This window comes from Cellulosilyticum sp. ST5 (assembly GCF_046529625.1).
Taxonomy (GTDB): domain Bacteria; phylum Bacillota; class Clostridia; order Lachnospirales; family Cellulosilyticaceae; genus Cellulosilyticum; species Cellulosilyticum lentocellum.
This window is the reverse complement of record NZ_CP132338.1, coordinates 1,230,264-1,256,841: the sequence shown is the minus strand read 5'-3', so window position 1 is coordinate 1,256,841 and position 26,578 is coordinate 1,230,264. Positions and strand designations below refer to the sequence as shown.

At 33.1% G+C, this 26,578-nt stretch carries 25 protein-coding genes; 6 read left to right on the top strand and 19 right to left on the bottom strand.

Annotated elements, in window-relative coordinates; genetic code table 11:
* Window positions 1-153: 153 nt before the first annotated feature.
* From aspD to QTL86_RS06130, 5 genes are all read right to left on the bottom strand, one after another.
* Window positions 154-1,785: an aspartate 4-decarboxylase gene (gene aspD, locus QTL86_RS06150; RefSeq protein ID WP_410496774.1), complete on the bottom strand. Its 1,632-nt coding sequence runs from the start codon at window positions 1,783-1,785 to the stop codon at window positions 154-156.
* Window positions 1,786-1,822: 37 nt separating this feature from the next.
* Window positions 1,823-2,083 (bottom strand): hypothetical protein, encoded by a 261-nt coding sequence (locus QTL86_RS06145; protein ID WP_410496773.1) that lies wholly within the window; start codon window positions 2,081-2,083, stop codon window positions 1,823-1,825.
* Window positions 1,986-2,234: a hypothetical protein gene (locus tag QTL86_RS06140; protein ID WP_410497295.1), complete on the bottom strand. Its 249-nt coding sequence runs from the start codon at window positions 2,232-2,234 to the stop codon at window positions 1,986-1,988. Before QTL86_RS06140 ends, QTL86_RS06145 begins: the two co-directional genes overlap by 98 nt.
* A 167-nt stretch (window positions 2,235-2,401) precedes the next feature.
* Entirely contained in the window at window positions 2,402-3,469 is a 1,068-nt protein-coding gene (locus QTL86_RS06135; RefSeq protein WP_410496772.1) for a GIY-YIG nuclease family protein, read from the bottom strand.
* 25 nt (window positions 3,470-3,494) lie between these two features.
* Complete coding sequence (locus QTL86_RS06130) at window positions 3,495-4,346, bottom strand: amidohydrolase family protein (RefSeq protein WP_127066758.1); 852 nt, start codon at window positions 4,344-4,346, stop codon at window positions 3,495-3,497.
* A 180-nt stretch (window positions 4,347-4,526) separates the two neighbouring features.
* Between QTL86_RS06130 and QTL86_RS06125 the strand changes: the two genes are divergently transcribed.
* From QTL86_RS06125 to QTL86_RS06100, 6 genes are all read left to right on the top strand, one after another.
* Complete coding sequence (locus QTL86_RS06125; RefSeq protein ID WP_410496771.1) at window positions 4,527-5,255, top strand: tRNA 2-thiocytidine biosynthesis TtcA family protein; 729 nt, start codon at window positions 4,527-4,529, stop codon at window positions 5,253-5,255.
* Window positions 5,256-6,362: a tyrosine-type recombinase/integrase gene (locus QTL86_RS06120; RefSeq protein ID WP_127066760.1), complete on the top strand. Its 1,107-nt coding sequence runs from the start codon at window positions 5,256-5,258 to the stop codon at window positions 6,360-6,362. It abuts the gene before it with no gap.
* A 93-nt stretch (window positions 6,363-6,455) separates the two neighbouring features.
* The gene (locus tag QTL86_RS06115; RefSeq protein ID WP_127066761.1) at window positions 6,456-6,794 is read left to right on the top strand and encodes a DUF4234 domain-containing protein; all 339 of its coding nucleotides are present in this window, start codon (window positions 6,456-6,458) and stop codon (window positions 6,792-6,794) included.
* Between the two features lies 1 nt (window position 6,795).
* Window positions 6,796-7,191 carry a DUF2752 domain-containing protein gene (locus tag QTL86_RS06110; RefSeq protein ID WP_410496770.1) on the top strand — a complete coding sequence of 132 codons (396 nt, stop codon included), beginning with the start codon at window positions 6,796-6,798 and terminating at the stop codon, window positions 7,189-7,191.
* Window positions 7,192-7,444: 253 nt separating this feature from the next.
* Window positions 7,445-8,056: a transcriptional repressor LexA gene (gene lexA, locus QTL86_RS06105; RefSeq protein WP_013657239.1), complete on the top strand. Its 612-nt coding sequence runs from the start codon at window positions 7,445-7,447 to the stop codon at window positions 8,054-8,056.
* Between the two features lie 197 nt (window positions 8,057-8,253).
* Window positions 8,254-10,188, top strand: coding sequence for an NAD(+) synthase (locus QTL86_RS06100; RefSeq protein WP_410496769.1), 1,935 nt, complete (start codon window positions 8,254-8,256; stop codon window positions 10,186-10,188).
* A 124-nt stretch (window positions 10,189-10,312) separates the two neighbouring features.
* Here QTL86_RS06100 and QTL86_RS06095 read toward each other — a convergent pair whose 3' ends face one another.
* From QTL86_RS06095 to QTL86_RS06030, 14 genes are all read right to left on the bottom strand, one after another.
* Window positions 10,313-11,614, bottom strand: coding sequence for an aminotransferase class I/II-fold pyridoxal phosphate-dependent enzyme (locus QTL86_RS06095; RefSeq protein WP_410496768.1), 1,302 nt, complete (start codon window positions 11,612-11,614; stop codon window positions 10,313-10,315).
* 98 nt (window positions 11,615-11,712) lie between these two features.
* Window positions 11,713-11,970, bottom strand: coding sequence for a hypothetical protein (locus QTL86_RS06090; protein ID WP_127066764.1), 258 nt, complete (start codon window positions 11,968-11,970; stop codon window positions 11,713-11,715).
* Window positions 11,971-12,086: 116 nt separating this feature from the next.
* Window positions 12,087-12,713, bottom strand: coding sequence for a GNAT family N-acetyltransferase (locus tag QTL86_RS06085; protein ID WP_041712971.1), 627 nt, complete (start codon window positions 12,711-12,713; stop codon window positions 12,087-12,089).
* A 352-nt stretch (window positions 12,714-13,065) separates the two neighbouring features.
* A complete protein-coding gene (locus QTL86_RS06080) occupies window positions 13,066-13,254 on the bottom strand; it encodes a hypothetical protein (RefSeq protein ID WP_410496767.1) in 189 nt (62 codons plus the stop codon).
* A gap of 93 nt (window positions 13,255-13,347) precedes the next feature.
* Complete coding sequence (locus tag QTL86_RS06075) at window positions 13,348-14,280, bottom strand: methyltransferase (protein ID WP_410496766.1); 933 nt, start codon at window positions 14,278-14,280, stop codon at window positions 13,348-13,350.
* 142 nt (window positions 14,281-14,422) lie between these two features.
* Entirely contained in the window at window positions 14,423-14,965 is a 543-nt protein-coding gene (locus QTL86_RS06070; RefSeq protein WP_410496765.1) for a GNAT family N-acetyltransferase, read from the bottom strand.
* Window positions 14,966-15,422: 457 nt separating this feature from the next.
* Window positions 15,423-15,650, bottom strand: a complete 228-nt coding sequence (hfq, locus tag QTL86_RS06065; protein WP_013657244.1) for an RNA chaperone Hfq — start codon at window positions 15,648-15,650, stop codon at window positions 15,423-15,425.
* A gap of 126 nt (window positions 15,651-15,776) precedes the next feature.
* Complete coding sequence (gene miaA / locus QTL86_RS06060; RefSeq protein ID WP_127066768.1) at window positions 15,777-16,742, bottom strand: tRNA (adenosine(37)-N6)-dimethylallyltransferase MiaA; 966 nt, start codon at window positions 16,740-16,742, stop codon at window positions 15,777-15,779.
* A gap of 23 nt (window positions 16,743-16,765) precedes the next feature.
* Window positions 16,766-18,757, bottom strand: a complete 1,992-nt coding sequence (mutL, locus tag QTL86_RS06055) for a DNA mismatch repair endonuclease MutL (protein WP_410496764.1) — start codon at window positions 18,755-18,757, stop codon at window positions 16,766-16,768.
* Window positions 18,758-18,804: 47 nt separating this feature from the next.
* The gene (mutS, locus tag QTL86_RS06050) at window positions 18,805-21,552 is read right to left on the bottom strand and encodes a DNA mismatch repair protein MutS (RefSeq protein ID WP_410496763.1); all 2,748 of its coding nucleotides are present in this window, start codon (window positions 21,550-21,552) and stop codon (window positions 18,805-18,807) included.
* Between the two features lie 2 nt (window positions 21,553-21,554).
* A complete protein-coding gene (miaB, locus tag QTL86_RS06045) occupies window positions 21,555-22,967 on the bottom strand; it encodes a tRNA (N6-isopentenyl adenosine(37)-C2)-methylthiotransferase MiaB (protein WP_013657248.1) in 1,413 nt (470 codons plus the stop codon).
* Window positions 22,968-23,174: 207 nt separating this feature from the next.
* Complete coding sequence (locus QTL86_RS06040) at window positions 23,175-24,089, bottom strand: hypothetical protein (protein ID WP_410496762.1); 915 nt, start codon at window positions 24,087-24,089, stop codon at window positions 23,175-23,177.
* A gap of 134 nt (window positions 24,090-24,223) precedes the next feature.
* On the bottom strand, window positions 24,224-25,639 hold the full coding sequence (locus QTL86_RS06035; protein ID WP_410496761.1) for an MATE family efflux transporter: 1,416 nt from the start codon (window positions 25,637-25,639) through the stop codon (window positions 24,224-24,226).
* A 209-nt stretch (window positions 25,640-25,848) separates the two neighbouring features.
* Window positions 25,849-26,475, bottom strand: a complete 627-nt coding sequence (locus QTL86_RS06030) for an AAA family ATPase (protein WP_127066774.1) — start codon at window positions 26,473-26,475, stop codon at window positions 25,849-25,851.
* Window positions 26,476-26,578 lie beyond the last annotated feature (103 nt).

Below are 26,578 nucleotides of genomic sequence, written 5' to 3'. Positions count from 1 at the left end.
CCAAAATATATCATAATATCAAATCAATATCAATAAAGTTATCTATACTGTATAGATTTAATATAGATAACTCTATTAATATCATGCTTCTATAGATTTAGGCATAGATAACTAGGTTTTACAAATCTAATAAATACCAAGATTTTTAAGCACTTATTTTGTTTGCTTCCAAGCTTCTACATACTGATTAAAAATTGCATTAATAGCATCACCAATTTGTGCATAAGCTTCATCTGGTAAATTAGCCAATGAAACACGGATTGACCAATCAGGACCTTTAAAACCATTACCATTTAATAACACAATGGCATATTCTTGAGCGAGACGAAAAAGAATATCCTCCGGTGCATAATGTATTTCTAAATAATTAACAAACTCTTCATTGTATTTAACTCGAGCCCACACAAGTAAATCAATTTCACTATAATAAGCTGTATTATGAGGTTGCAAATAAAGTGGTAAATCTAAGTGATCATATAAGAGTTTAAGGCGTCTATGGCAAATTTCTTGCGTTTGTTTTTTATAGCAATTTTCTTTGTCAAGTAAGGCAAAGACAGAGAAAATTGCCATTTGTGCTTGCTGTGGTGTGGACAAACCAGCTGTATGATTTAAAGCTACTTGCCTACTATCTGCTACAATACGATCAATAAAAGTAATATCTCTTGGATTATTAGTTAATGCACCATAACGATGATCTAAATCAGAGATGACTTCTGGTGGTAACTCTCTAATAAGCTGATCAAATATATTTTTTTTGCTAATAGCAATAAGACCTAGTCTCCAACCTGTTACCCCAAAATACTTAGAATATGAATACACACCTATTGTTTGTTCTGGAATTTCTGTCATTAGTGATTTAAAGTTATTGGTAAACGTACCATAAACATCATCTGTAATAATCATTAATTTAGGATTTTTTTCTTTGATAATCTGCTTCATATAAATAATTGATTCGTCATTGATAGCCACTGAAGGAGGATTACTTGGATTAACTAAAAAAAGTGCTTTAACAGTTTTATCTGCTATTTTATCTAGTTCTTCTTTTGGATATTGCCAGTTGTGTCTTCCTTCCTCATTAATTTCACTGGCATGAATATTAGTTACTTTAAGTGCATAGCGGCTTAAATGAGGAATTTCTAAATAAGGCGTAAAAATAGGAACCATTAGAGCAATATGATCCCCTTTTTCCAAAAGATGATTAGCCATCATACTATCAAAGATATAGCACATTGCAGCCGTTCCACCTTCTACAGCAAATAGGTCATGTGTTACTTCTTTAGGAATGACTCTTCCCATTTCTTGCATTAAATAATCATATACTACTTTCTCTATACAACGAAGCATACGGTCTGGCATAGGATAATGATCGCCTATAATAGCATCCACTAATTCATAAATCCAACGATTTTTATTAAAACCATGTACCTTAACACCGTATTCAATCACACCAGAAAGTAGATCTAAACCAGGTAAATGCTTATTATTAGCTACAAACTCATCAAAGTGCATATCAATATCTTTTACATAAGGCATTCCTGCTAAATCATTTTTTTCTACATCACGCTTCGTTTCTTCTACTGCAAATAAACCTAGTGTAAAAAAAGCCTGACGCGGTGTAGATGCAGTCCAATTGGGATTTCCTCTTCCAGCATTTAAAAAAGTAGCCACGCCTTTCTTTTCTGTGCTTTTTGCCATAGCAATAAGTTTATTTTTTAGTTCAAAAGGGCTTAAATTTTTATATTCTTTTACAAGTTCTTTTATTTCTTCTGTTCCTTTTAAAATCACTAGTTTATCCTCTCTTCTTCTGTAATAATCCTGATGTCTATGAGAAAAATAATACGACTATTGATCCCCAAATAAGTGCGCCATTCCATGTTTGCCCTACATGATTTTCTGCAATAATAAAGCTACGGTATTCTACAACAGAAGCACCAGAATAAATACCATAGCCTTCAATTACTTTTTGTGATTTTTCATCAATCTTCTTACATTCTTCTGGAAGGTTTATACCTAATAACTTGGGTGCAATTGTTGAAAGAAAAAAAAGCGCTACCAATGGTCCCAAAAATATAAGTAACGGCATAACCAATAGGTACAAAGTCTGACATAAGCTTGATATCTGCTGGTGGCACCTTTAAACTTGCAATAGCCCCTTGCCCTACACCAATAACAGCTGATTGGGTTAAGACGACTACTGTAAGCCCTGCTGCTTGTCCTGCATTATACCCTAAAATCTTTCCTGAAATAATAACAAGAAAAGCGCTAATTCAGGATAATCTCTTAATGCCTGAATAAGCCAATTCATTGTGTCACCATCCTATTTTAACTAATTTAATAAACCTGTACATGATTACCACTCAATAAGCTTTAGTTTTTCCGTATCAGTAAATTTTATTCTTTATTACTCTCTCTGACTTAAATATGCCTTTAAAAGGCGATTGCTTACTTTTTCAATAGCTCTCCTATCTTCAATTGTTTCATAAAAAGCTACTTGCTGATTCATTAAGTACGAATAGATAATTAAGCTTTGATCTATTTTTGTTTTATCTAAGTCGTAGCTCTTCTTAAAGGGTTTGCTTAGATAACTATTGCCCTGTTCAATAAAATTTTTTAATAATTGGTTTCTATCTTGTATGTTCCAATAAAAGCTTTGCAATATAGTTGTTCCTTTAAGTAAGTATAGCTTACATCCTCCCATTGGACATGGTAATACAGCCATTCCTCTGGTTTGTGCTAGACTTAATGCTATGGCTTCCTGTCTATAACCTAAACGTTTTAGGGCATACCAATTCTGTCTATATATAATGGCTTTATTAAAATCTAGCTGCTCACTAGCTTCTTTCATGGCTGTTTCATAAAACACCAATGGTAATTGATTTTCTCCTTCTAAAAAAAGCACCAAGCTTTTTAATGCCTTTTGATGCTCTTCTCTATTAGAATCCTGACAAGGTCCTACACATCTTTTTAGTTTATAAGTTAGACATCCTTCTACCCCTTCCCCTTGCTTACAAGACGGAAGCCCAAAATAATTCCTTAAAGCTTCTACTGCCGTTAACAAATCAGCACTTTGGTCATAGGGACCAAAATAAAGTCCCGTATTGCCCTTTTCATAAACAGCTGTGACAGAACCTAATGATTCTTCAATTCCTACATGAATATAGCGATACTTTTTTTCGTTTTTTAAAAGACGATTATACAACGGTTTATATTGCTTAATAAGTACACATTCTAAAATAAGTGCATCTAACTCTGTATCTGTATACTTACACTCAAAAGTATCTATAGCAGCTACCATTCGTTTAATTCTAGGTTTTACATGCTTTAAGCTTCCAAAATAAGAACTTACACGATTTTTTAAGTGTTTAGATTTCCCAACATAAATGACATAGCCTTCTCGATCTTTCATTAAATAAACACCCGGTGCAAGTGACAAATTTTTTGCTTGTTCCTTTAGTTCTTCAAAAGTCATCTCTTCTCCTATCATTCAAAAACGCTTAAAGTCGTATACCACATACTTCTAGTAGGCGTTTTGCATTACCTCCATAAATAGCATTTTGTTCCTGCTCTGTTAAAGTAGTTTCTTTTAAACCTTTATCATAGCGCTTAGGTGACACTAAAGGGTAATCACTTCCAAATAGTACTTTATCTAATATTCCCATTGTCTTGGCAGTGTCATAAATAGCCGGTTCATACAAAAAGATCATTGCTGCTGTATCATAATAAACATTTTTGAATTTCTCCTTAATTTCTTTCATATGTTCATAAATAAAAATTCCCCCACCCCAATGAGCTAAAATAATAGGTTGATCTGGATGATGCTTGATAAATGCATCTATTTCTCTTAAAGAAGTTGAAGTCTTTCCTATATAGTCATGTCCAATTGGTTCATTGGTATGTACTATAATAGGCATGTGATAATGCTTACTACAATTTGCCATTGCTGCTGTTTGGTTGGCATCATCTATTTGAAAATTTTGTCCCGCTGGGAAAAGTTCTCCTATCCCTCTAAGGCCACCCTGATAGCATCTCTCAATCTCTCGTTCTACATGTGGATGTTGTGGCACAACAGCCGCAAATCCTACTAGCTTATCTTTATATTTTCGAGTTACTTCCATTACATAATCATTCACATATTGACAAAGTCCCATATCTTGAAAACTAAAGCCAAAAATAACAGAATGGTCAATCTTTGCTTCCTGCATATGTGTAAGTACTTCTTCTGCTGTTACAAATCGATTTTGAGGGCTATTAGATAGAAGCGTAAAGTAAGGTTCCTTTTCTCCAAATTTTTGATACTGCTTAATGATATCTGGTGGTGTTACATGAACGTGCATATCTATTCTCATGGCATATCTCCTTTACTACTTAACCATTGAATTATTTTTCTATATTTAATACATCCTTTTAATTAGCTTATATTACTTGTATCATACCACAAAAACCAATGAGCTAACATCCGTTTAAGTTATAAGCAATCTGTGCTATACTAATAAAAACTTTAACGCATAGTTGATGGAGGATACACAATGCAATTACAACATTTACTCAGCTACGTAAGACGTGCCGTTCAAGATTATAATATGATAGCGGAAGGTGACCGAATTGCTATTGGTATTTCTGGTGGAAAAGATAGCTTGATATTAGCTCTAGCACTTAGTCATCTTAAACGATTTTATCCAAAGTCTTTTGAGATCATGGGAATAACGGTGTCTTTAGGCTTTGATAACTTCGATTTATCTGAAGTAAGCTCTTTTTTTGATACGCTACAAGTCCCTTTTTATGTATGTAATACTCAAATTGCACAAATTATCTTTGAAGAACGTAAAGAGTCTAATCCTTGCTCCTTATGTTCGAAAATGCGTAAGGGTGCCTTATATGAAGAAGCAAAAAAGATGGGGTGTACTAAAATTGCTCTAGGTCATAACAAGGATGATATTAATGAGACCTTATTAATGTCTCTTTTTTATGAGGGACGTATTCATACAATGGCACCTGTTACTTACATGGATCAAGTCGATTTGCACATTATTCGTCCTCTGATTTATGCACCAGAAAAAGATATTAGAGGATTTGTAAAAAAAGAGAGCCTTCCAGTCGTTAAAAGTCCTTGTCCTGCTGACGGTCAGACTAAAAGAGAAACAACAAAAGAACTTATTTCAAGTTTGCAAAGAGATATTCCAAGGCTACCAGAACATTTGTTCGGTGCTATTCAAAGGAGCACTATTGAAGGCTGGAAAACTAAGGAGGGAAAATAAATGGCTAGTTATCAAGAACGTCGTCAAAAATATGTAACGCTTAAAACAAGGGAATTACTCCAAACGCTTCCCCCCTATATTTTTGACTTTTTTAGAGGAATAGAACATACTAGTAGCGCTAATACAAGGCTCGCTTATGCTTATGACATTAGAGTTTATTTAAACTTCCTACATGAATCTATTCCTGGTTTAAAAGACTTACCTTCTATTGCTGCTATTACACTAGAACAATTAGAATCTATTACACCAAGAGATATCGAACGTTATTTAGAATACTTATCATACTACGAAATAAGTAATAAAGAACATACGCATCATGCACCACTTTCACCTGCTGCAGCTCAGGAGAATTTGAATAATGGACAATATCATCAAAATGGGCAAACAGGAAAAGCAAGAAAATTGGCATCCATTAAAACGCTATACAATTACTTTTACAAACAGCAACGTATTCTACATAATCCAACTTCCTTAGTAGATATGCCTAAAATCTATGAAAAACCCATTATTAAACTCGATGTAGATGAAATCGCAAAGTTATTAGACGTGGTTGAATCTGGTGAACAATTAACCGATAAGCAAAAGATTTATCATGAGTTTACTCGAAAAAGAGATTTAGCTATTGTAGCCGTTCTTCTTGGAACAGGCATTCGTGTTTCAGAATGTGTAGGTATTAATATAGAAGATATTGACTTCAACTATAATGGTATTAAAATCACTCGCAAGGGTGGTAATGAAACTATTATTTACTTTAGTAAAGAAGTAGAAAAGATTTTAAGAGACTATTTAACCGATAGGCGTACTAAAACTTGTAAGGATATTGATCATCCTCTATTTCTTTCTTTGCAAAATAAACGTATTTCTGTACGTAGTGTACAGTTACTAGTTAAAAAATATAGTAGTTTAGTAACTCAGTTAAAGAAAATAACACCTCATAAACTTCGTTCTACCTATGGTACCCAACTTTATCAAGAAACTGGTGATATTTATTTAGTTGCTGATGTCCTAGGACATAAGGATGTGAATACCACTAAAAAACATTATGCCCAAATGGATGATGCCCGCAAACGTTATGCTGCTTCTATTATTAAACTCCGCGAAGAATAAATTATACGCCTAAAATATGTAGAACATATATAATTGACTGATTTGTTTAAATATAGTATCATTTTAATATATTAAAATCCAAGGAGGTTTTCAATGATTAAAGAGAAGAACATCGCAATATGTATTATTTTATCAATTGTTACTTGTGGGATTTATGGTTTATACTGGTTTGTATGTTTAACAGATGATGTAAGTACCGCTTCTGGTGAATATTCTACTTCTGGTGTAATGGCTCTTATACTTACTATCGTAACATGTGGCATTTACGGTTTATTTTGGGCATTTAAAATGGGGGATAGATTAGACATTGCTAAACAAAAACGCGGCATTCCAGCTAGTAATGGTGGTATTCTTTACTTAATCTTATTCCTCTTTGGTGGCATTATCACTTATGCACTTATTCAATATGAACTTAATAAGCTAGCTGTTTAAAATGACCTCTAAAAAGAAAAGAGCTATAAATGTTTTACAGTTTGCTATCTGTATAATGGCTTTAGGCTTACTATATGCTATATGGTGTCATTTTAGTGCTTTACATATTCCGTGTCTTTTTCATCATATTACAGGCTGGTATTGCCCAGGATGTGGTGTGACTAGGATGTGTTTGGCTATACTCTCACTAGATTTTGATACAGCTTTTTATTATAATAAAGCCATCTTTATCCTATTGCCTTTTTATATTCTAATAGGCATTAAGTACATACTACTCTATATCAAAATAGGCAAAATTTCATTTACTCAAATTGAAAACATAGGATTAATTATTTCTATTGTTATTTTGCTAGTGTATGGCTTAATCAGAAATATTTTACCGTATAACTACTTTTAATAAAAAATAGTAAAAGGAAGGATGGTGAAATGAGTTATCTTATTTCACCATCCTTCCTTTTATTTATAATTTGCTTCTACTTCTTAATTAGAAATAACAGATAGTTCCTCATCTAATATACAAGACGGCTAGTGCATACTATACGGAAATTAGACAATATGTAACTCTTTTCTCCCCTATTAGAACGTATGTTTGCTATCCTATAGAAAATATGCTATAATGAACTATATTTTAGTAAAGATGAGGGATACGTATGGATCAAACATTAACAGCCAAACAACAACAGATTTTGTCATGTATTAAACAAAACTTAAAGGAAAAAGGCTATCCACCATCAGTACGTGAACTTTGTATTGCAGTAGGTTTAAGTTCCACCTCTACTGTTCATAGCCATTTAAATACCTTAGAAAAAAAAGGATTTATTAAACGCGACCCTAGTAAACCTCGTACCATTGAAATCTTAGACGAAGAAATGAATTGGCTAGAGGATCATGTTAGTGCTGTTCCTATTGTAGGTAAAGTAACAGCTGGTGCACCTATTTTAGCTGTTGAAAACATTGAAGAATACTTTCCTCTCCCTAAACACCTTACTCGCCATGAAGAAACTTTCATGCTTAATGTCAAAGGAACCAGTATGATTAATGCAGGGATTTTAGATGGAGATCAAATCATCGTTCGTCATCAGGATTCTGCTCGTAACGGCGAAATTGTTGTCGCCTTAATTGAGGATGAGGTAACTGTTAAACGTTTTTTCAAGGAAAAAGATTGCTTCAGACTTCAACCGGAAAATGACACGATGGATCCGATCTATTGTCAGGATGTTAAAATTCTTGGTAAAGTTATTGGACTTTTTAGAGAGTTTTAATGTCTTAAGCGTTATTCTAATATGATACACCATACCTATCTAATTTTAGATAGGTATGGTGTATTTTTTTGAACTAAATCCTCTGTTAGAGTGATACCGTTTAGCTATCCTCTTTGTAACTGGATATATTCTTCTTATTTGTGGCATATTAAGACTATTGATGTTACTTTTCTATTGCATTAAATGGAGGTTTTTTAATGACAAATCACTTTATTAAAGTTTGTACAATTACACCTAAATTATCTGTCGGTGACTGCAACTACAATCTGAAGCAAATATACAACTGTATAAAAGAAAGTGAAACTGCAGGTGCTTCTATTGCTGTATTTCCCGAATTATGTTTAACAGGATATACCTGCGGTGATCTCTTTTATCAAAGTAATTTACTAGCTGAAACTGAAAAAAATATAAAACAGCTTTTAGATGCAACTGCTACTAGTGAGCAGCTTATTCTTGTAGGTGCCCCAATTGCCCATGAAGGTCATTTATTTAATACAGCCTGTGTCTTATTTAAAGGAAAATTATTAGGTATTGTACCTAAAAGTTTTCTACCTAATTACAATGAGTTTAATGAAAAGCGTTGGTTTAGTGCCGCCCATGAAATTCTACATTCCGAAATGGTTTATGCTGGGCAGACCGTTACTATTTCTTCTCATTTACTTTTTAAAGCCAAACGCATTCCCTATTTTTGTTTAGGTATTGATATATGCGAAGATTTATGGTCTCCTTTATCACCTAGTACCTGTCATACTATTTATGGTGCTACCATTATAGCTAATCTATCTGCAAGTAACGAAACTGTTGGTAAGATGAATCAGCGTAAAGCACTAGTAGCACAACATTCTTCAAAAACAATGTGTGGTTATTTATATACATCTTCTGGCATTTATGAGTCTACCAGTGACCTTGTCTTTAGTGGTCATCAATTGATATATGAAGGCGGCTCCTTACTAGCTGAGTCCGAGCTCTTTTCAAGAGAGAATTTAATCACTTATGCCACTTTAGATCTTGAACACCTTTATAATCAACGTTTACGTTTTAACTATGCAACTTCGCCTCTACCATTTAAAGAAATCAATTATCAAATGATTGAATTTGATTTAGCTTTAAAGGTTAAGGAACCTGACAAAAACATTAATCCTCATCCCTTTATTCCTAAAGAAGAAAAAACACGTACGCAGCGTTGTAAAAGTATCTTTGCCATTCAAGCTCATGGGTTAGCTAGGCGAATGGAACATACCCATGCAGAGCATCTTGTTATTGGAGTTTCTGGAGGTTTAGATTCTACTTTAGCCCTTTTAGTTTGCGTAAAAGCTATTAAACTTCTTAATATGCCATCTTGTAGCATTATAGGGGTAACAATGCCTGGTTTTGGTACTTCTGACCGTACTTATCATAATGCTATTAGCTTAATGAAATTACTTGGTATCACTCAAAAGGAGATTTCTATTGTACCTTCTACTTTACAACATCTTAAAGATATTGAACATGATGCTAGTATCCATGATACTACCTATGAAAATGCTCAAGCCAGAGAACGTACTCAAATCTTGATGGATTTATCTAATCAATATAATGGTCTCGTCGTTGGAACAGGTGATCTTTCTGAACTCGCTTTAGGTTGGGCAACTTATAATGGTGACCATATGTCTATGTACGGTGTTAATGCTTCTGTCCCTAAGACATTAATGCGCTATCTAATTGAATATGTAGCTTACTATGAAAGTGAACCTTTAATTCAAGAAATTTTATTTGATGTACTTGCCACACCTGTTAGTCCTGAATTGCTTCCTACAAGTGATAGAGGAGATATTACTCAAAAAACTGAAGATCTAGTAGGTCCCTATGAACTCCATGACTTCTTCATTTATTACATGCTTCGCTTTGGCTATGCGCCTTCTAAAATCTATCATCTCGCACAAATGGCATTTAACAATCAGTATAGTAATGAAACTTTACTTAAATGGTTAAAAGTCTTTTATAAGCGTTTCTTTGCTCAGCAGTTTAAACGCTCTTGTTTACCAGACGGACCTAAAGTTGGCTCTATTGGTTTATCACCTCGTGGTGATTGGCGCATGCCATCAGATGCAAGTAGTGCTCTTTGGTTAGCTGAGATTGAGTCTCTTAAGTAATAAATCCTTAACTTATATCTTTCGCCTTTTAATCTACTAAAAAGGTGCCATAATAGTCTATCAACTATGGCACCTTTTAACTTTATATGATATTTATATATTTATATTTTAAAATACACATGTCTTAGGAAAGTTGAATATGTCCGTGATCAATCATGGTTTGTAAGGCTTTCATCATTCCTAATCTAGCGTGATAAAAAGTTAATCCTCCTTGGAAAAAAGCTGTATAAGGTGGCTTAATAGGTGCATCCGCACTCATTTCAATAGAAGCACCTTGAATAAAAGCACCTGCTGCCATAATAACCGGTGCATCATAACCTGGCATATCCCATGGCTCAGGTGTTACAAAGCTATCCACTGGTGCACCTTTTTGAATTCCTTGACAAAAGCTAATAACTTTCTCAGGCGTTTGCATATTAATAGCTTGAATAATGTCATGTCTGGTTTCCTTTGAACTAGGCATAACATCAAAACCTAATTTTTCAAACATAGCCGCTGCTAAAATGGCTCCCTTTAAAGCATTTGCTACCACTTCTGGTGCTAAAAAAAGTCCTTGAAGAACAGGTTGATTCAATCCTAATGTAGCGCCTACTTCTTTTCCCAGTCCAGGTGCTGTTAGTCTCATAGCAGAATTTTCTACATATTGCTCTTTTCCTACGATATAGCCACCTATAGGAGCAAGGCCACCACCTGGATTTTTAATGAGTGAGCCTACACATAAATCAGCCCCTACTTCTGTTGGTTCAATAGTTTCCACAAATTCACCATAACAATTATCTACCATACAAATAACGTCTGGTTTAATGTCTTTAATAAAAGTAATAAGCTCTCCTATTTGTGCTACTGAAAAAGTTGGTCTATAACTATACCCTTTTGAACGCTGAATGGTTACTAGTTTTGTTTTTTCAGTTATGGCTGCTTTAATACCTTCATAATCAAAACTAAAATCCTCTCTTAAATCTACTTGTTTATAAGTAATACCATACTCGGCTAAACTTCCTGGTGTTTCACGTATACCAATAACACCTTCTAAAGTATCATAAGGTTTTCCTACTGGTGATAGTAATTCATCACCTGGTCTTAAGTTACCAAATAAAGCTACAGTTAAAGCATGTGTACCTGACATAAGCTGAGGTCTTACAAGTCCTGCCTCTGCCTTAAAGATATCTGCATAAATTTGTTCTACTGTATCACGACCTAAATCATTGTAGCCATAACCCGTTGTCGCTGCAAAATGAATATCACTTAACTTATTTTTTTGCATCGCATGTAATACTTTAGCACCATTTAAATGCATTACCTCATCAATTTCCGCATATATAGATTGCAACTCTTGTTCACAAACTTTGCAAAATGCTTCTGTTTCTGGTGATATACCTAATAAATCCTCTAAAATACCCATAGTATCTCCTTTATATGTATTCATCAATTAAGCCCTCTATAGAGAGGGCTTAATCAGCGAATTTTGTCTGATTTTAAATGTAATTTCATTATAACATCTTTTTGTATGAGTTCAAGTTTTTGTTAACCCTCATCCTTAATAGATTCCAATAACCTCATACTTGCTTCTGTACTTTCAGTTTTCAAAACACCATCTATTAATTCTACTGCAACCTGTTCTTCATAGCTTTCTTTTGTCTGGCGTGCTAATTTCAAAAAAATACCAGCTTCTATCCAATTTTCCTTTTCCATATAAGCTAAACTAATAGATAAATAAATACTACAATCACTACGACTACCTTTCTCACGAATAACACGTTTAAGAATATATTCCAAGGACATAAGTTAATCCTTTCATTTTGAGGATTTTTCTTATGCTAAGTATTGCCTCAATCTAAAAAAATCTATACGTTCTTGTATAGACTTTTAAAGTATTGGTATCTTTTTCATTAATATTTCTATCGAATCATACAGTATTGCTTTAAATGAATAGATTTTTCTACCACCTCAAAAAGTTTAAACCCGAAGTGCTGATAAAAAGCTACATTTTTATCATTATGTGTTTCTAAAGAAACTAATAAACTATGTGCATCTGCATAATCTAAAACTTCTGTAAGCAAGAGTTTTGAAATACCACAATGTTGTTTTAATGGATGTACTGCTAAATAAATAATATGTAAACGTTCTTTTTGTTTAATATGTTCTGTCCACCTAGAATTTAAATAATCTTTTCCTTTTAAGAAATGCCAAAGTACTCTTAGAGAAGGATCCTCTTTAATTAAGTAACAGTCTGTTTTAAAAGTAGCATAATAAGTACTTATCAAATATCTTAAAATATGAAATGGCTCCGTCTCATCAGATACAATAATAATACCATTCATATCTTCACTATCAGCATAAACCTTACAAGTATTAAAAAATTCATCTAAATCACACTTAAATAGTTCAGGTAATAACTTCTTTCTTATTTCTTCATCAGGAATAAGAAGCGTATATAACGGGTCATTCTCAAAACAAGCTGTCAACAGATTTTCTAGTACTGGAAAATCTGTTTTTTTAACACAATACAATTGATCAAGCTCCAAAATTCCACACCTTTCATTACTTATTCCGTATCAATTATAGAGATATTTCAGCTTTAATACAAGATATTATTCAATAAAAAAGCGTAACTAATGACTAAAGGTAGTTTTCCCTAAAATCATTTGTCACGCATTTATCTTGTTCTTAAAATCAAAAGATCATGGCATAAATAATATGCTTCTGAAAGCCTTTGCTTTCAAAAATTATTACTCTGTTGCATTTAAATTAACTGGTTTTGATGGTACCAAAATGTTATGCTCTCTGTTGGCCGAGCCATGATATCACCTACCTTTTATATTATATGTAAAATATCTCTTTAGCGTACCCTCTCTACAATGATGCATAAAAAACAAACTATGCTAAGAAAAAATTGAATACAATATATCCTATTACTTTAAATGTATTTCCTTTAAAAATAATTTTTTCACCTTTCACGTACTCATCATCTCCTATCGTTGTATTCGCTTTACTACTTTTTAATTTCATTATCAATAGTGATGTTCTGATTTTAATACTTAATGAAAATTTTTTCATTTTAGGCATTTTGTACCTCTTATTGGTGGGTCGTGGTCTTTAGTATAAGTTTTTATCTTAGTTTAACTAGTAGGGGCATATATTCTCTCCATAAGTGATTTTTCAATTATCACAAAGTCCCATAACTAGCATCGTATGAATGGTATCTAGTTGCATCATTTTTTCAAGTTTGTAGTTTATATTTGAAAATAAGCCTACTAATTCTCTTATAATTCGTTGTTTACCGCCTCTACATTCAACTGATAACCTCAAGCCATGCATAACTACCTCTTTGGGTTCAAATTCTTCTCTCAAGATATCCTCAATTACCAAAATCTTTGTATTACCATCAGAATACTTCATGCAATTGTTCAAAATATCTAAACATCTTCTATCATCAAAATCATGAAGCAAATTCATTAGTATAATATAATCATATAATGCACTTGCTAACATTAATTTAAAAATATTACCTTCTATAAATGTAATGTCAACATTATTTAATTTCTTAAATTCATTTCCTAGCATACAAGGGATTTTAGTATCAACAATTGTATAAGAACAGTCTTTATTCATTAATAAAAGAGCCCTTCCTAGACCACCACTGTTTCCACCCAATTCTAGTACTTTCATATTAGCCCAATTTACATGTTTGGCTAATTCTTTTCCTATTTTGAACGTTATGTGATAATTGTACCTTGAATAAATCTCGTACTCTGCATCAGTAATACTATCGAAAAAAAACTGGGATTCATTAATTCCTTTATTAAATAATGCTGAATAGTGGTCATCTTGATTTTTGCTAATTATGTTATCAAGTATATGCAAGTACTTTGCCTTATTTTCATTAGTTAACACAAAACATCTTCCATCATAATCAAGTAAATTGTTTACCATCAATATTCTAATAATTGCTTTATATATGCTTTCATTTAATCCCAATTTTTTCATTTTATCTTCAATTAATTGTTTTGGTAGTCTATTATCAATACAACAATCCAATCTACTAAAAAAATATATTGCCTCATATAGTTCCATATAATTTTCATAATCCATATAGAATGCACCTCCTACCAATCCCTCACACTGCTATCACCAACCAGTAAATTACACCCTCTACAAAGTATTAAAATATTACCCATTTAGATAAGTTTTAGATAATAGATCAATAGATAAACTGAAATTTTTTGCTACCTTCCTACTTTCTACTAGGATTGTATAGAATGCTGTGAATAGAGTTTTCTATAGCATCATATTTTATGGTTTTAATGTACTTAAATCCACATTTCTGAACAACTCTTGCAGACTGTTTATTTCTGTCAGAATGACACACAAGGATAAAATCCAAGTTTTCGACTTCAAACAGATATTGAATAACAGCCTTTACTGCTTCTGGCATAATATCTTGTCCCCAAAAATCTTTGGAAAGGACATAACCAATTTCTCTCCCTTGAAAAGAATTAAATTCGGGGTAATTTTCTTCGTTATAGCACTCTATCCCCAAAGAACCAATTACCTTGTTTTGATATTCAATAGCAAAAGTTTTCTTACCTTCAATAAATATATCAAGTATCACCTTTGATTCTTCAATATTTTTATGAGGTGTCCAACCTGCTAACTGCCCTACTCCATCTACTTTGGCATATTCGTAAAAATCATTCAAATCAGTATCTTTCCAAGGACGCAATATCATACGCTGAGTTTTCAAAATTACATTACTAATATCAATGTTTTTATTCATAATATGTCCTTTCTCAAATGCAACGATGAATAATCTAAAATTAAAAAGATTACTTGTTCTTCCAAACTATATCTTGTTTTTGTTGTTGTTTGAAATCATTTTGGGTTTTGGAATGAAAGATATTTGGGATAAACTAAATGCATGGTCAAGAAAATAATATATACAAAAATTATACCCCCAACATTTCTGCTGAGGGGTTCATCTTGGTAGTGGTAATGACTTACATTTACGTCGGTTTAGCTTTTACTACCTTATGTTATACCTTGTCTTAATTCAATACTGTCATATTGGATTCTATTCTTTTTCACGTAATTTGCCCCCAAAAACTAAAAATGACAACAAGTGACTCGGTTTTTTTCGACCAAAAATCATTTGTTGCCATTATATGCATAGGCAAACTTTCACACTAAAATATGCAGTCTACTAATAACTATATCCATTGATACTCAACGTTTTATTACTCTGCTGCATTTAAATTAACTGGTTTTGATGGTACCAAAGTAGAAATGGCATGCTTATAGATCATTTGTTGTTTGCCTTCACTTTCTAGAATCACAACAAAATTATCAAATCCTTTAATGATTCCTTTAAGTTGGAATCCATTAGTAAGGAATACAATAATTGATATTTTATCTTTTCTTAATTGATTTAATAAGACGTCTTGTAAATTAATAACTTTACTCATAGTCGGTGTTCCCCTCCTAAAGGCTTGAATGAATTGATTTCATTGTATATTATATTTTATTGCTTGTCCAGTAAATTACATAATTTTGCAATAATATATTGTAATTATGGCCTATCTTTTAAAGGATTATACTTCCAAATCCTTATTATTTAGATTAATTTTTGATAACATTTCTGACACAATTGTCTCGGGATTAAATCCTAGCTGATCAACTGATAAGAAAATAGGATTAGCTTGGTGTTTAAACCAAGTCAGCTGTCTTTTAGCATAGCGTCTTGTATTTTGCTTAAGCTGTTCAATAGAGGCTTCTAGTGTCTCCTCTCCTTTAAAATAAGGAAAGAATTCTTTATAACCAATGGCTTTCATAGAAGGTAAGTCTTCACTATAACCTGCTTCAAAAAAGTGTCTGACTTCTTCAACTAAACCTTCTTCTACCATTTGGTCAATGCGCAAGTTAATTCTTTCATATAACTTGCTACGTTCCATAGTTAATGCAAAGAAAGTATAGGCATAAGGTGATTCATTCCCCTTACGCTTTTCCTTTTCCTCCTCATTATGGGCTGAAATAGGATGTCCCGTTTCTTTATAATATTCTAAAGCACGAATTACACGTTTAATGTTGTTAGCATGAATATTTTCAGCACTAATCGGGTCTACTTCTCTCAGCATCTCATGAAGCTTATCTACACCATTTTCATTTACAAAATGCTGAAGCTCTTCTCTATAGTCTTCATCTGGTGAAGTTTCTTCAAATTGGGTATCAAATAAAATAGCATTTATATAAAAACCTGTACCTCCTACTAAAATAGGTATTTTCCCCTTTTGATAAATCTTTTCTAAATAACTTTTGACACGCTCTTTAAAAGTAGCCACGCTACAAGGAAAATTCGCTTCCCATTCATCAATCATATAATGAGGAATACCTTGCATTTCTTCTGGCTTTACTTTAGCCGTTCCGATATCCATTCCTTTATAAATTTGCATGGAATCAGCTGATATAATTTCCCCATTAATTGCCTTTGCCAACAGAACACTCGTTTGTGTTTTACCTGAAGCAGTAGGCCCTGCAATTAAAATAAGTGGTCGTTTCATAAATCTACCTTTCTTAGATTACATTAAATTCTCTTAAACATTTTCTCAATATCAACTTGAGTGAGTGCAACCAATGTTGGTCTACCATGAGGGCAAGTAAAAGGATTATCTAAAGCTAATAATAACTCGATTAGCTTACGACACTCACGATCAGATATTTGGTCATGAGCTTTAATAGCGCTACGACATGACATACGAATAATGGCTTCTGCTTTAAGCTCCGCAATATCCTGAAGCTTATCATGAGTTAAACGATCTAATACTTCTTTGAATACAGCCGGTGATAATGGCTCATTCAAAATAAAAGGTACTTCTCTAATGGCAACAGCATTTTCTCCAAAAGCTTCAAATTGAAATCCTAATTTTTTAAAAAGTTCTTCATGTTCATTTAAAAGAGTCATTTCTACCGGTGTTACCATTAAAGTCTCAGGCATTAAAAGCAGCTGCGTTGCGACCTCATTTGCTTTAAACTCTGCCATAAATTGCTCATATAATACTCTTTCATGAGCTGCATGTTGGTCAATAATAAAAACCTTCTCATGATATTCGATTAACCAATAGGTTTTAAATACTTGTCCTACAATACGATAATCTGTAGGTAAAATGGCTGGTGAAGTAGGTTTTTCTTCAACTTGAATCTTAGGTGGTAAAGGTACATCTTCAAAACGACTAATACCATATTCTTTATTAGTCTTCTCCAGTTCGTGAATCATTTCATCAGTCGGTTCTGTAGTACTTTGATGAATCATTTCTTCTTTAAAAACTTGACTCAGCTGTTTCTCATAAGTATCAATGGCTTGAGGAGAAACATGCTGACTATCTCTATTGCCAAATAACCGACTAATAGAAGGGGGATTTACATCTTCTCTTTGAAAATCAGTAGGATTATGTTTTAAAAGACTTTGAGGTGTTACTTCTTCCTTTTCTTTACGTGGTGCAAAAAAAGTATCTATGATACCTTGCTCAATAACCGGTTCAACTTTAGCTTCCTTTGGCCCTGGCTCAGTAGCCACTTGTGGTACTAAATAAGCTTCCCTTAACGCATGGCTAACCCCTTCATAAACCGCTTTATAAATAGTATCTGGGTTTTTAAAACGGACTTGCAATTTAGTAGGATGAACATTAACGTCTACTAAAGAAGGGTCCAAATACAAGTGAAGCACTGAAAAAGGAAATTTACCTACCATCACTAAAGTTTTATAAGCATCTTCTACAGCACCTTGTAATAATTGACTTTTAATATAGCGGCTATTAATGAAAAAATGCTCATAATTACGATTTCCCCTATTTAAAACTGGCTTTCCAATTAACCCCATACATTCTATAGTATCGCTTTTATAGTAGCACTCTAGCGTATTTCTAGCATATTCTTTTCCATAAATATTTAAAATAGCATGCTTTAACTCATGGTCTCCTGAAGTCGTAAATATAGTTTTTCCATTTTGAATATATTTAAAACTTACCTCCGGATGTGCTAATGCTAATTTATACATATAATCTGAAATTTTTGCTCCCTCTGAACTACTACTACTTAAAAAAGATTTTCTAGCAGGAACATTAAAAAACAAGTGACGCATAATGAAGGTAGTCCCATTAGGACAGGCAACTTCTTCTGCAGCTGACATCTTCCCTCCACTTATCTCTATACGCTTACCGGTTAACTCTTGCTCTTCCTTGGTTAAAAGTTCTACATTGGAAACAGCTGCAATACTTGCTAACGCTTCACCTCTAAACCCTAAACTCATCACTTCATACAAATCTTCTGCCGAAGTAATCTTACTTGTTGCATGACGTAAAAAAGCTACTTCTACTTGATCTTTTGGAATACCTACCCCATTATCTGTCACACGAATTAAGTCAACACCACCATTTTTTATTTCTACTGTAATGGAACTAGCTTTGGCATCAATACTATTTTCTACTAATTCTTTAACAACAGAACAAGGTCTTTCCACTACTTCTCCTGCCGCAATTTTATTAATGGTATGTGTATCTAGTATTTTAATTGCTCTCATTTGTATCCTCCTTTCTTCGCCATATAATAAGGAGGAAGGCAAACCTCTTAAAGAGATTTAACCTTCCTTTGTAATTCATATAAAAGTTCTAAAGCTTTAAATGGTGTTGTATTCATTAAATCCGCTTCTTTTAAAGCAGTAATGACCTCGTGTTCACCTTGATCAAATAAATTAAGTTGGCCAAAACCATTTTGTTTTTCTTTATGGTCTTTAGAAGCTTTTTTAGATGTAACTTCTGTTTCATTGATCTGATAAGCCTCTGTCGTTATTACCTGTTCTTTTACTACATCCTTGATCTTATCTACCTTTTCAGATAGCTGCCCCAAAGTCCCTTGAACACTAGGTGGTATAATCACTTGCTTCTCACCACTATCCAGTTGCTTTAAAATAGCTTTTGCACGCTCTAAAACAGCACTAGGTACACCCGCTAACTTAGCCACTTGAATCCCATAGCTATGGTCAACACTACCTTTTACGATTTGGTGAAGGAAAATAATATCTTCTCCTATTTCTTTAACTGCAATACAATAGTTCTTAAGATTTGGCATAGTTTCTTCTAAAACAGTGAGCTCATGATAATGGGTGGCAAATAAAGTTTTTGCACCTATTTCAGTCGTAATATGTTCTATAATAGACCAAGCAATACTTAAACCATCTAATGTACTTGTTCCTCTTCCAATCTCGTCTAAGATGAGTAAGCTATTCTTTGTTGCATGATGCAAAATATTTGCCACCTCCATCATTTCCACCATAAAGGTACTTTGTCCTGATGCCAAATCATCTGAAGCACCTACACGTGTGAAAATACGATCAACAACACCAATAGTTGCTGAATCCGCTGGCACAAAGCTTCCTATTTGAGCCATTAAAACAATCAGAGCTACTTGACGCATATAAGTGGATTTACCAGCCATATTAGGCCCTGTTAATAGCATCATCTCGGCATGCTCTTCTTCTAAAATGACGTCATTGGCAATAAAGTGTTGTTCTCCTAACATTTTTTCTACAACTGGATGACGCCCTTTTTCAATACAAAGATTATAGCCAGTTGTCATCTCTGGCTTTACATATCCATAAGTATCTGCTACATCCGCTAAAGAACAAAACATATCTAAAGCTGCAATTTGAGCCGAAGTCGTTAATAAACGTGGCATCTCTTTTAAAACTGCATCTCTTATTTCTGTAAATAACTGATACTCTAATAAATTAAGTTTATCATCTGCACCTAATACTTCTTCTTCTACTTTTTTCAGCTCTTCTGTGATATAGCGTTCACAGTTAGAAAGGGTTTGTTTGCGAATAAAGTAATCAGGTACTAAATGATTATAGGACTGTGTCACTTCTAAAAAGTATCCAAAAACTTTATTGTATTTTATTTTAAGATTCTTAATACCTGTTTTTTCTTTTTCTCTAGCTTCTATTTCCATAAGCCAAGAAGCACCTTCGGTCTTGACTTGACGTAAATGATCGACTTCTTCATTATAGCCAGTTTTAATCATGTTTCCTTCTCTCACAGAAATAGGTGCTTCCTCTATAAGTGCCTTGTCAACTAGCTGGTAAAGATCACTCATGTCATCTAACTGACGGTTAAGGGAGATTAACCCTGGCGCCTGGCAGTCTACTAATAAACCCTTAATAGTTGGCAGTACCTCTAAAGATTGTTTTAAAGCAATCATATCTTTAGCATTACACGTTCCAAAAGAAACTTTACTCATTAAACGTTCAATATCATAAATATGATCTAATGCCTCAAATAAATCCGCACGTAATAAAGGAGCTTCCTTAAGTTCCTTTGTGGCATCTAGACGATGATTAATTTCTTCTGCATTAATAAGAGGCTGCTCTATACATTTTCGAATATAACGAGAACCCATAGCTGTTTTGGTATGATCAAGTACCCACAAAAGGGAACCTTTTCTTCTTTTTTCACGCAACGTTTCTGTTAATTCAAGATTACGCCTTGTGGCGATATCTAATAACATAAAAGCATCCACATTATAAATAGATAACGTCATCAAGTGAGATAAATCCGTTTTTTGCGTTTCTTGTAAATAAGCAAGCAAACTAGCTGTAGCTAAAGTTTCCACACCGTCTTCACTTAAGCCAATTCCACCTAAAGATAAAATATTAAAATGTTTCAGTAAAATACGTTGTGCTAAAGTAGTATCTAAAGTATGGGCTGGTATTTGCTCAGTTAAGCAATTAAAACGTGTACGCATAAATTCACGAATCTCATCATCTTGATAGAGAGTTTCTGATAATAAGCATTCTACAGGTGCAAATTTCGCTAATTCATCTAGTAATTTTCGCTTACTTTGATCTCCTATAATAGTCGTCGTAAGCCACTCACCTGTTGTCACATCACAAACACTTAATCCATAGCTTCCTTCCATACCAACAATGCTAGTGATATAGTTGTTTTTACCCTCACTTACTGTGGCACCCTCTAATATAGTCCCAGGTGTTACAATACGAATAACGCCGCGTTTTACTAAGCCCTTGGCTTGCTTAGGATCTTCAATTTGCTCACATATAGCTACTTTATAACCTTTTTCTACTAAACGTGAAATATACGTTTCTGCTGAATGAAAAGGTACACCACACATAGGTGCCCTTTCCTCTAAGCCACAATCTTTTCCTGTTAAAGTAATTTCTAATTCTCTTGAACAAGTTTTAGCATCTTCAAAGAACATTTCATAAAAATCCCCTAGTCTGAAAAAAAGTAAGCAGTCTGGGTTTTCTTCTTTTATAGTTAAATACTGCGCCATCATAGGCGTTACTTGTGTTTTTAACATATTTATCTCGCCAACTCTCCAATTAAATAGTGGGTTTTATTATCCACAATATGAACTTTAACAAATTTACCAACATATTCTTTAGGTGCCGGTGTGTTTACTAAAAGTCCTGTATCTGTACGTCCACTTAAAACATTGTCATCTTGTTTACTTACTTCTTCAAAGAGTACTTCTACAGTTTGTCCAACATACTTATGAAGGGTAGCAGCAGACTGTTTATTTACAAGTGCTAATAATCTATTAAAACGTTCTTTTGTCACATCTTCTGGCACTTGGTCTTCCATAGTAGCTGCTGGTGTTCCTGTACGTTTTGAATAAATAAAAGTAAAGGCACTTGCATAATGTACTTTTTCTACAACTTCCATGGTATCTAAAAAGTCTTCTTCTGTTTCACCAGGGAAACCTACAATAATATCTGTCGTTAGTTCTACTCTAGGAATAGCTGCTTTAATTTTCCTTACTAATTCTAAATAGCTTTCTTTTGTATAATGACGATTCATTTTCTTTAATAATTTAGTACTTCCTGATTGGAAAGGTAAATGAACGCTTGGACAAATCTTATCACAGCTAGCCATTACTTCAATCAGTTCATCACTTAAATCTTTTGGGTGAGATGTCATAAAACGAATACGTTTTAATCCCTCAATAGCGTTAATTTGTTTTAAAAGTTCAGCAAAGCTTATTGGTTCATCTAATGTCTTTCCATAAGAATTTACATTTTGTCCTAAAAGCATAATCTCCTTAACACCTTCAGATACTAATGCCTTGATTTCTGTAACAATATCTTCTGGCTTTCTACTACGCTCTCTCCCTCTTACATAAGGAACAATACAATAAGTGCAGAAGTTATTGCAGCCATACATAATATTAACGCAAGCTTTAAAATCATATTTTCTAGAATCTGGAAGGTCTTCTACAATATCTTGATAAGAATCCCAAATATCTATGACATTTTGCTTTGTTTCTAAACGTGTTTGTAAAAGTTCTGGTAATTTATAAATATTATACGTTCCAAAAATAATATCAATAAAATTAAATTTCTTTTTAAGCGTATCCAATACTATGTCTTGCTGCATCATACAACCACATAGGGCAATCATAAAGTTTGGATTTTTTTTTCTTCTTCCCTTAAGAGCTCCTAAACGGCCATAAATTTTTAGCTCTGCATTTTCACGTACACAACAAGTATTATAAATAATAAAATCAGCTTCTTCTTCATTTTCTGTTTTAGTGTAACCAATTTGCTCTAACATACCTTCAATCTTTTCTGAGTCTCTTGCATTCATTTGACATCCAAAGGTTGAAATACAATACTGAAGACCTTTCCCGCTTATGTGTTGTGCAAGTATATTGATAATCTCATTTTGGCGTTGTGCTTCCTTTGTTGAGACATTAATGACTTTTCTCTCGCTCATGTCGTTTTCCTCCTAGCGCGTTTCATCTAATCGTTGTTTCTTTCTCATTTTACATGATAAAACATCATCTTTCAATGTCTACCGGGTACTTGTGACATATAAAAACAAAAATTAATACGAGATGAACTGATCTAAGAGAAAAAGATAACCCAATTGGTAAAGGAATAGCAGTATAGAAATATACTGAACACATTCCCCATTCCCCCTCTATACTTCTATTACGCGATAAATAAAATTCTCACTTTCATACTGAGTCTCATTTTGAAATGCACCTAAAATTTTGAAGCCTTCTTTTCTAAAATACTGTATGCTTACCTTTTTTTCTTGCTCAGAAAGTTCATCTAATTTTCCATATATACTTATTACTTTAGGAACATCTTCCTTTATTTCTTTTAATAATTCATACAAGCACTTTAGCTTAAATCCACTATTTTCATCCATCCAACTTATTAATTGGCATAACTGAATCAATTCTCCTCTCTTATCTAAATAAAGTTCTCCTGTCTTTTCAAGTGCCGTATAAGCATTTTCCTTTTTTATTCGGAGTTGATACCTTTGATAGTCATTTTTTTGTTGGCTTTTTTCAAAAATTACCATATCGTTAATTTCTTTGCCATCTAATTGCTTTGAATAAAACGGATAATAAAATGCCATATTATGATGTAATTCAAAAGAAAAACGTACAAAAAAGGAAGATATATTCCTTTGCTGCTGATGATAATACATGATGGATTCATAAAGATATAAAATATCATTATAATTATGCAATTCTACCGTTAATTTACCAGATAAAAAAGACTTCATACTCTTTTTAGCCAAAAGTTGTGCCTCACAATTTTGATTGCAAAAAGAACATACTTTACTATGCCAACCTCTTTCACCTATACTGAATCTTTGTAAATAAGTAGGTACTCCTAGATTCTCTTGGTCATTTCCCCAAGAATAACCATCTAAGTAGAGCATTCCTTTATCATAAGGCTTAAAAAATTGCATCTGTTCCTTCTGATTTATTAATACTACGTATTGCTGATTTAAATAGTTCCTCGCCTTTTTTAAACGCTCAATGTCATCACTTATTTGCATCAGTATTTCATAAGGGCATCTTCCTAATTTCTTTTTCATATAGCAAGCCAATAGCTTATGCATTTTATTTCACCATTTCTATAAGTACTCTATTTATTTTATGAACCATTTATCATTCATTATGCCTTGATTAGAAAAGCATTTACTTTGCCTCTCCCATTATCGTATCTAATTTAAACTCCTTCTATTTCCTTGTTTATTCTCCAAAAACAAAGTTGATATCGCTTACAAATATCTCGAATCACTATGCTGGCTACAACTACCGCCATTATCCCTACTAAAATATTACTAACCATCATAACAATTCCTACACTTTTGCTGCCAATTTGAGTAAATTGTTGTAACCCCCATAAAATTGGAATACGAAACACAAATACCCTACAAAAATTAATCAGTAATGTTAGTTTAGTATAACCAAAACCATATAGCAGAGCCATAACAGCTGCATTCATTCCTAAGGGAATGGCACCAAATGCTTCAAAACTATAAACTTCTTCAATAAGCTGCCTAAATACAAGGTCATTACCTGCAAATAGACCACTTAAAACATGAAGAAAACCAGTAGTTAAACCATAACCAATGCATCCAATAATCGTATTAATGACAAATAACTTTTTAAAGGCATCTAAAGCACGGTCTAATTGATGCGCACCTATATTCTGACTAATAACAGCTGCACCCCCCTCTTGAAAACCATTTTGAGGCATAGTAGTTAAGCCTCCCATATTATTCGAAATACCTAATGCCCCTACTGTTAAAACACCATAAGCCGTACTCATAGAGTTAATAACGACTTTTCCAAATTGAAATGCAACCTTTTCAATAATAACCGGTATGGATAGTCTTATCATAGGTTTTGTCACCTTGCCTTTTAAAGTAATACTTTTAAAAGAAAAACTAAAAATACTGTGACGGTCTAACATGTGATAGATGGCACTTCCAAACATTGCTAGTTGTGATATTAAAGTAGCCACTGCAATCATTGTAATGCCTGACTTAAGCACATAAATAAAAAATGCCGTTAGTGATAATTTAATAACGATAACTCCAAAATTTAAATATAAAATACGTTTTGAATTACCTCGGGCTCTTTCAATAGCTATGTAAACATTATTAAAGAAACTAACAACCATTCCCATTAACTCAATTTTAAAATACTGGCTCCCTAAATTAATAAGCTCATTTGGTGTATTGGCTAGCTTTAAAAGAGTTGTTGTAAACGGCAAAATAAACAACAAAACGCCTAACCCTAGTATACCGCATAAGCCAAATAAACTACTTACTCTTGCCTTAACTAGGTCATAGTCACCTGCCCCATAAGCTTCACTTATTTTGAGACTTGCACCTACAGCTAATCCACCACCAACAGCTGTTAGCATTAAATTAATTTGAGATAAATAAGCAACTGCAGAAACAGATTCGCCGCTAATATGAGAAGCCATCATAGAGTCTAAAATCTTGAAAATTTGATTTAAACTTTGATAAAGTGCTAATGGTATACAAACATGAAAAATAACACGCCACATATTTCCTGTTAAAGCAAACTCTCTAAACTTTTTGTCTTTAGTAGATAGTTTTGATTCTCCCATCTTGTTCCCTTCTTTCAAGTCATCATTTTGTTATACTGAAGCCTATTGTAACTGAAAAACAATTTGTATTGAAGTAGCTCACCTAACTAATATCAACTTTTGTTGAAAACCTTACTCGTTTTATCTATTTTTATCGAAAAACATACAAAAAGAAGCAGCTAAGGAAATATTCTTATACTGCTTCTTTTTGTATGCTCTAAATTTTACTTTTACTCATCTGGACATTTTATATCGATATAAGCTTTTACTAAGGCGACACACTGTTCTCTGCTTAAGCTACTACTATTAATACACAAATCATAATTAGCAGCATCATTCCATTCTTTACCCGTAAAGTAACGATAGTATGCTGCTCTTCGTTTATCTGTTGTTTGAATAAAATTCTTAACATTCTTTTTCGAACAGACCTTCATTTGTTCTACTGTCCGAATACAATCTTCTAAGGGTGCATGTACGTATATTCTAATGACATTATTCATATCTTTTAAAATATAATCTGCACAACGTCCAATAATAACACAAGATTCTTTTTCTGCTAACTGCTTAATCATCTTAGCCTGATAATTAAACAAATTTTCATTAGAGATAAAATCATCGCGATCTGGTGGAATAATTTCTCCTTTATACACATTTTTAGCCACATTAAATAATAGGTTATTCTTGACCTTTTCATCTGCATTAGCAAAAAGGGCTTCGTTAATACCACTTTCATCTGATGCTAATCTTAATAATTGACGATCATAAAAACTAATCCCCAGTTCATCAGCTAATAATTTACCTATGGCACGCCCACCACTACCATAGCCTCTAGCGATTGTTATAACAAAGTGTTTCATGACTATCCCCCCAATTTAATAAACTATTGGATTTTTCAAACATCTATTGCTTAAACTTATTATAAAGCCTTTGGAGATAGAAAACAAGATTTGCCTATTCTTA